This is a genomic window from Pantoea sp. YU22 (assembly GCF_003970755.1).
GTDB lineage: Bacteria > Pseudomonadota > Gammaproteobacteria > Enterobacterales > Enterobacteriaceae > Pantoea > Pantoea piersonii.
This window is the reverse complement of record NZ_RYDU01000004.1, coordinates 275,904-282,589: the sequence shown is the minus strand read 5'-3', so window position 1 is coordinate 282,589 and position 6,686 is coordinate 275,904. Positions and strand designations below refer to the sequence as shown.

6 protein-coding genes are annotated in these 6,686 nt (G+C 45.6%); 3 read left to right on the top strand and 3 right to left on the bottom strand.

Annotation, left to right across the window (positions count from 1 at the left end; all coding sequences use genetic code 11):
• The first annotated feature begins 379 nt into the window (after positions 1–379).
• The 3 genes from EKL29_RS09310 to EKL29_RS09300 all read left to right on the top strand — a co-directional run bounded on the left by EKL29_RS09310 (position 380) and on the right by EKL29_RS09300 (position 3,641).
• Positions 380–1,339 carry a hypothetical protein gene (locus EKL29_RS09310; RefSeq protein ID WP_126689465.1) on the top strand — a complete coding sequence of 320 codons (960 nt, stop codon included), beginning with the start codon at positions 380–382 and terminating at the stop codon, positions 1,337–1,339.
• Positions 1,340–1,689: 350 nt separating this feature from the next.
• A complete protein-coding gene (locus tag EKL29_RS09305) occupies positions 1,690–2,775 on the top strand; it encodes a type IV toxin-antitoxin system AbiEi family antitoxin (protein ID WP_126689464.1) in 1,086 nt (361 codons plus the stop codon).
• Between the two features lie 164 nt (positions 2,776–2,939).
• Complete coding sequence (locus EKL29_RS09300) at positions 2,940–3,641, top strand: nucleotidyl transferase AbiEii/AbiGii toxin family protein (RefSeq protein ID WP_269950756.1); 702 nt, start codon at positions 2,940–2,942, stop codon at positions 3,639–3,641.
• 176 nt (positions 3,642–3,817) lie between these two features.
• Here EKL29_RS09300 and EKL29_RS09295 read toward each other — a convergent pair whose 3' ends face one another.
• The 3 genes from EKL29_RS09295 to EKL29_RS09285 all read right to left on the bottom strand — a co-directional run bounded on the left by EKL29_RS09295 (position 3,818) and on the right by EKL29_RS09285 (position 6,521).
• Entirely contained in the window at positions 3,818–4,822 is a 1,005-nt protein-coding gene (locus tag EKL29_RS09295) for a hypothetical protein (protein WP_126689463.1), read from the bottom strand.
• A gap of 128 nt (positions 4,823–4,950) precedes the next feature.
• Positions 4,951–6,162 carry a PcfJ domain-containing protein gene (locus EKL29_RS09290; protein WP_126689462.1) on the bottom strand — a complete coding sequence of 404 codons (1,212 nt, stop codon included), beginning with the start codon at positions 6,160–6,162 and terminating at the stop codon, positions 4,951–4,953.
• Complete coding sequence (locus EKL29_RS09285) at positions 6,159–6,521, bottom strand: hypothetical protein (protein WP_126689461.1); 363 nt, start codon at positions 6,519–6,521, stop codon at positions 6,159–6,161. The genes EKL29_RS09290 and EKL29_RS09285 overlap by 4 nt, the downstream gene beginning before the upstream one ends.
• Positions 6,522–6,686: the final 165 nt, after the last annotated feature.

The window sequence follows — 6,686 nt, the reverse complement described above, 5'->3', positions numbered from 1 at the left end:
AACAGATGTCACCGACAGAATATGAAAACCAGTATTATCAACGGCTCGGAAGTGTCTAGATTATCCGTGGCGATTCAAACAGGCTAAAGCATCTATCCAGCATCGTGTAGAGTCAAATGCCGCAGCAAAGCTTCAGCTCGACAAGAAACAGAATAACCTCGCCCGACCACCGGCACCTGATGCCCTAGAGGCATCCAAAGCAGCTTTCGAAACTGCAGAGCGTGCTCTGAACACATCCCGGCAGAGCCGGACTCAGGCCCTGGCCAGTCTTGAGCAGTCAACAGCTGCATTAGCGGCTATTATCGCAGAGACACCCCCTTCAAAAACGCTGGCAGAATTAGCTATTGCTCAGAACAGGAACTCTAACAAACTCAGTGAATTGGCCGCTAATATTGCTGCAGGTCAATCCGCACTGGACCGCCAGCAGGCCACCTTAAGCGAGTCGGATAACATGGTAACAGCACTCCAGAGGCAGATTACGGATGCTCAAGCTCAACTGGCAACAATACGCGCCTCCTGGAGACAACTGTATTTCGCCGGCGATCCTGCCCCCGAAGTGGCTAACAGTAAAGAGCTCCAGTTGCAGTCTTCTGCTGCTGACCTTACTCGCCGGTCTGAACAGCTACAAAGTCTCAAAATTGAAATTGGTACGTGGAATAAGCTCGAACAGACACGATTAGCGCAGGGACTCATGGATCGTCGTCGAGGCGACTTGTCGGAGGAAGAGTTTGCTACGACCCTTCAGCAGCGCATTGAGAACGAAAAGTTGAGCCAGGCACAGTTGGAGAAGTTATCCGGAGCGATGGAGACGCTCAATCGCAGCCTGTCTGCCGAAATAGCTAACGTGCAGAAACACGTTCTCTCTGTAATCCCCAGATGGCAGTCATTATTAAAACGCGTCGTCCGGGAGCAACGCTTTACTGGCACTAAGCTTGATTTTCGTAGTTTATACAGGAAGGAGCATGCTGAAGTCTCTGTGTCACTACATGGCGAGTCCGTACCGGTACCAGCTATCGCGAGCGAGGCGCAGCTGACTGATTTGCAGCTGACATTCCTGCTTTCAATGGCACTTGAACATCAGTGGTCCTCTTGGCGCTGCCTGCTCCTGGACGATCCGACTCAACACCATGACCTAGTTCATGCAGCGTCCGTATTCGATTTACTTCGGGATTACATTGTTGATCATGGTTTTCAGGTAGTAATAGCAACGCACGATGCCCTTCAGGCTCGCTATTTCATGCGCAAGCTGCAAAATGATGGCATTGATGCGCGCCTGTGGTCTCTTATTCCTACTGCTGAGGGCGTAACAGCATCAGAGGTTCACATAGCCAAGCAGTAGCTTTCATAGGACCTTAGTCCGCAGGCCGGGATGACCTGCGCACGGTTAACTAATACGCCATAATGTCAGGCGACGCTTTCATCTAGTGCTTACAATCATATTCCTAGTGTCCGCTTTTCGTTCATAGCGGACATTGACTGCCCAACTTTCGCTATGTAAGCGAAACCAGCTGGTGACATTATTATCAACGGTCATCTTCTTTAACCATCGCACATATCATTGCCAAATTTCACTGAAAATGGTAGTTTCAACGAATGGTGAAAGTTGCTTTTCAGTGAAAATCTTTTTTTGCTCGGTATGGTTTGAGGGCGAAATCAATGCACTTTCAGTGAAATCTAGTACTTCAACGAATGATGAAACATGAGAGTAGAATGAAATTTAAACATGAGCCATCCTTTGCCTACATCCAGAAACTGCAGTCTCTTCTGGAACAAGTACCTATCATTGAGAGGGTCAAAATGGTGAGTGATGGGCCTAGCACAGACGCAAGTATTGACTACTTGATAAATGTCCGGATAGGCAAAGAAGACCATACCCTTGCCTGTGAAACGAAGAATAGTGGCCAACCCCGATTCGTTCGCTCCGCAGTAAACGGCCTTCGATCATATATGTACGGCAGAGAGGACATCATGACACCTGTACTCCTCGCACCTTACCTCTCTCCTGATGCCCGCAAGATTTGTCGGGATAATAAGATTTCTTTTATGGATATGGAGGGAAATGCGCGAATCCAGTTTGGGGGAGTTTATATCGATCATCAGATGTCAGGGAAACCAGCCCCTGAAAAACGTGGTCTTCGCACTATGTTCAGCCCGAAGTCAGCGCAGGTACTGCGAATGATGCTAAACGCTCCCTTACGCGCCTGGAAGGTTTCCGAACTGTCAGAGGAAGGAATGGTGAGTCTGGGGCATGCAAGCAACGTGCGTAAAAATTTGCTGGAAAGAGAATGGGCCATCAGCAGCGATGAAGGGCTTGTGTTGGAAAATCCAGCGGCGCTAGTAAATGAGTGGCGTGACAACTATAGCCGATTACCGGGAACAAAAAAAACCTTCTATACCCCCCTGCACGGGAGTGCTCTGGAGTCCCAGTTGCGCAAATTATTAAGTTGTGATGAAGTGCAGGGTTATGCGGTTCTGGCTTCATTTTCTGCCGCCCAGTGGCTATCCCCCTATGGCCGCACAGGAATGCATTATTTCTATGCCGATGAAAAAGGCATGGAGAAGCTATTTACCGGTCTAAAGCTAAGCACCACTTCAAAGGGTGCCAATGTAACGATTACAATGCCTAATGATCCGGGAATATTCCTTGATACTATCGAACCGGCAGATGACATTTTCACAACAGGCGTCGTGCAGACCTACCTCGATCTTTCAGTACAGGGTGAGCGTGGACAGGAAGCTGCTGAGCACCTCCGCAATGAATGGATGAATTGGTAAAAATGACAATAAGAGAGCCGCAGTCGGCGGCTGACTATGAAGACAGAACGACAGCTGCCGTTAAATCTGTTTTGATTGAGATTGGGCAGATTCTGGGTAGCTATAAAGGGAAATACACAGTTATTGGGGGTGCGGTACCTTGGTTACTTCTTAACAATGACGACATGCCACATGTTGGGACTCTCGATATCGATTTAGATCTAGATTCAACAGCGCTGGGTGATGGTGAATACGCGACTCTGGTGGAAAGCCTTCAGGGATGCGGATATGAGCAACGCGAGGGATTTACCAGAGCATTTCAGCTTGTACGCACCATAGCAGAAACTGCGCAAGGCCCGGCTATTGACATTATCATAGATTTCCTTCGCCCAAGGGATGCAGAACTTGTTAAAAACTCTCCTCCACTGCTCAGCAATTTTGCGGTGCAACGCGCAGATGGCGCTGATCTTGCGCTCAAATTTTATGAGATGGTGGCACTAAGCGGAAACATGCCGCAGGGTGGAAGAAATACCGTAGAAATAGCAGTATGTTCGATTCCTGCGCTCCTGGCCATGAAAGGTTATGCTATTAATGGTCGTCATAAGCAGAAAGATTCTTACGATATTTATTATTGTGTCCGTAATTATGTAGATGGGCCAGAAGCACTCGCTGAAGCATGTATCCCGGTGCTTGCTGAAAAAAGCGGGGCCATTGGGTACAGCTATATTGCACAAAAATTCGATGATGTGGACGGTTATGGGCCTACCTGTGTCAGAAGATTCATTGAAGAGACTGACCTTCTTGGAGAACGCACGCCCGAACAGTGGCAACAGGATGCATATGGCCAGGTAGACCTCTGGCTACGCGCACTAAAGCTAAGGGCTTAAGTCTATCCCCCCAGCTTAATGTTTGGCAAGAGACAGCAAGGGCGGCGTCAGCCAGATCTGTTATTAATCTTTCGTGACTGTCCCTTGCTGAATCCAATGTAATGAAAACATTCTCACTAGATTGCTGAACTCTATCATCGCAGCCAGCAGGCATAGCCGCCGATGTGGTTCCTCGTTCAGTCGACAGAAGACGCCGTTACAGAACCATCGGGAGAACCGTGGAGAGGATCGATCAGCACCTCAGAGGCGGGCACGCGAAGCGTCTGGGTGTGCGGAGCTTTATCGCTATGAAACTGCAGCGTGACTGAGGTACCAAACGAGGACAGGGCTACCGTGACGTTATCATACCTGGACGCATAAGGTGGCAGTTCAGCCTCGCTGCCTTTGACTCCGTGACGTGTGAGCACAGAACTCCATTCCTTTTTGACGTACACGATCGCGCTGTCGTGACGAAATCCAAGAACTTTCATGGTTCGTTCAGCGGAATCACCAAAGAGTCCAAGAAGCATTGTCACGACAAGCGGTATAGCAATTGAAAGGATCATATTACCTGTTCTGATATCCTTCTCTGCCCTCTCCACTGCATGTTCTCCGGGCAGAACAAACTTAAGCTGCCCCCGACGCTGCCGGTTGAAGTCCAGTATGACAAACCACACTGCCAGCCCTACAGCCGATATGACAAGGCGGAAGTACCACAGCAGCTGGTCATGATGAACCTGAGTAATAATTAAAATAACGGTAAATACCGAAATACTGTGAAAAATAGTGGCAATGGGCGGGAAAACCACGTGATGAATAAATTGACGTTCTCTTTTCTGGGTCCGGTAAAACTCAGAGGGACCTTTGCGCAACGCCCTCATGCGCTGCCCTGAAGTGTAGCCTGTGTCTGACATCCTGAGTAGGATCTGTTCTATCAAAGAGTAACCTGTCAGCCGAAAAACCAGGTGGCAGATGGACAGACCTAGACACATCAGAAAGAAATAAAAGACGAGCGTACCTGCAGAAAACACTGTGAAAATATAAAGTATGCGAAGGCTGTCCGACAGTGAGAGCCCGTCGGGAAAACCGCCGTTCATCATGCAGTAAATCAGGAAAATCGCGCTCCCTAATCCTAAGGAGGCTTTTGTCAGAACGGAGATCCCCTTCTCCGCCACCTCAAACTTTTTCTTCAGCTCGTCCATGATCCTCTCCTCTGCCTATCCGTATGAAGGTACGCAGAGTAAACCATTGGCGGAGTCAGTCAACTCTGAGGTCACGGCCGAAATAAGCCAGTCGTTGCGCCCCGCGCTGAGCAGCAGCTGCCACGCGTCTATGCGCTTTTCTCCGTATGGAATTGTGAATAATAAATAAGAGAAGCTTTCAACTTTTTATTTTCATTATCGAGCCAAGTCCGAATATAGTTTAAAGAAAAATTATCTAAATTACGATTTTCTTTTCCCTTTATCTGAAGAGGAACATATACCCCTTTTAATAATCCAAGCTCTACAGTGGCTCTTACTCCCCAAGGGGTTATGACAGAATATATATAGGATTCTCCAGCCATTACTCTCGCCTTGTAAGAGGCCACGCAATGTTTCATATCTCTACCTTCAGCTATCAAAGCATTAACAGAATTTATGAAGGTTATGCCTTCTTCAGGAGTAAGGCTAGGCTCTTCAAAATAAATATCCTGTTTCAAAAACCGAGTAGTTTCCAGTAGCCTCTTAGACCATTCATCATGTAAAGATCTAACGTCTTCTTTGCTCCTGCATTCCAATACTATATTAGACGCTTTTTTTATGCCTATATTTTCTCCAACTCTAATACTGTCCTTCACAATATGCTGAAGCGAGCACATTCCAGCTTTATAATCCCTTAGGAATGGCTTTCTTTGGCTAGAAATTGATTTTAAAAGCGTTGATCCCGCAAGAATCCTATATCGTAAAGAAAGATAAAGCTCTTGTAATGTCATTGAGTGATGATGCTTATATGCATCAAGGATGTCATCATTACGCATACAGTGAATCAACCATCTGAGTTCTTCTCTGCGTCCGGAAAGTAAAGTGGTCTTTTTAAGAACCCTGACACGGCGCTCTGAAGGCTCGATATCATTCAAGAAGAATAATAAGTTTCGCCTCTTCATTCTAGAAAGGTACTCATATACATGGGACCCTACAGAATAGTAATTTTTCATTACTATTATCCAGGCCAAATTAGGGCAATCACTATATAACTCTGTCAATGCCCGGCTCGCTGCCAAAGAATTAAAAAGTTCAACCTGTGCGTCAACGTATCGCAGTTGATATATCAGCTCATCGTCAGGCTGACGTCCAAGAAGGTATATCAAATGGTTTACAGCATTTCTTCCCATCACATCTACATTAAAGAGAGGTATCCCACAATCTGTCTCGCGAGAGTGAACAACTCTACCATGATAAATATCTGAAAAAACCATACCTTCTTCAACATATATTTTTATCGCAACATCTAAAAAAGGCGTAAAAGATATTATAATTTTATTCTTGAGAAGGTAAACCTTCATATTATTTCCCTTTCTAAATGATCAATATTTTTCTTGAGATCAAGGATTAAACCATTTAATTTCAGTTGTTCTTCGCCCGTAAAACTCATGGAAAAATTTGCTTTTGTAACTTCCAGTTCAAGCAAACGTGTTTTTGCCATAATCAAATTAAGCTCGTTGATGCTATCTACTGCTGCCTTACCTTTCTTGGCCAATTCACCTATTTCAATTTCAACAAACCCGAGTTTGGCTTTAGCTGTATTGCTTTCAGCCAAACGCTTCAAAAGCAAACGGATCGGATTAAACATTATAATCATACATATTATAAATACAGCAGGCCAACTAAGAAATATCTGTAATATCTGAATAGTTTCACTCATAAAGAAGGCGCCCTATAAATCACCATTTAAATAATCTCTTATCATATAATTTGTGTCAACACTGATTTTCACAAAATTGCCTTACTATCTTTATATGCGGGATATATATCATTCTGGCCAAATCGATGTTTAGTTAGGTATGGACAAAGGAAATTATCCAGCTTA

Excerpts from the sequence above, each read along its gene's own strand:
- EKL29_RS09305 (WP_126689464.1), top strand. The coding sequence starts at position 1,690 with ATGATGAAACATGAGAGTAGAATGAAATTTAAACATGAGCCATCCTTT.
- EKL29_RS09300 (WP_269950756.1), top strand. The coding sequence starts at position 2,940 with ATGCCACATGTTGGGACTCTCGATATCGATTTAGATCTAGATTCAACA.
- EKL29_RS09295 (WP_126689463.1), bottom strand. The coding sequence starts at position 4,822 with ATGGACGAGCTGAAGAAAAAGTTTGAGGTGGCGGAGAAGGGGATCTCC.
- EKL29_RS09290 (WP_126689462.1), bottom strand. The coding sequence starts at position 6,162 with ATGAAGGTTTACCTTCTCAAGAATAAAATTATAATATCTTTTACGCCT.
- EKL29_RS09285 (WP_126689461.1), bottom strand. The coding sequence starts at position 6,521 with ATGAGTGAAACTATTCAGATATTACAGATATTTCTTAGTTGGCCTGCT.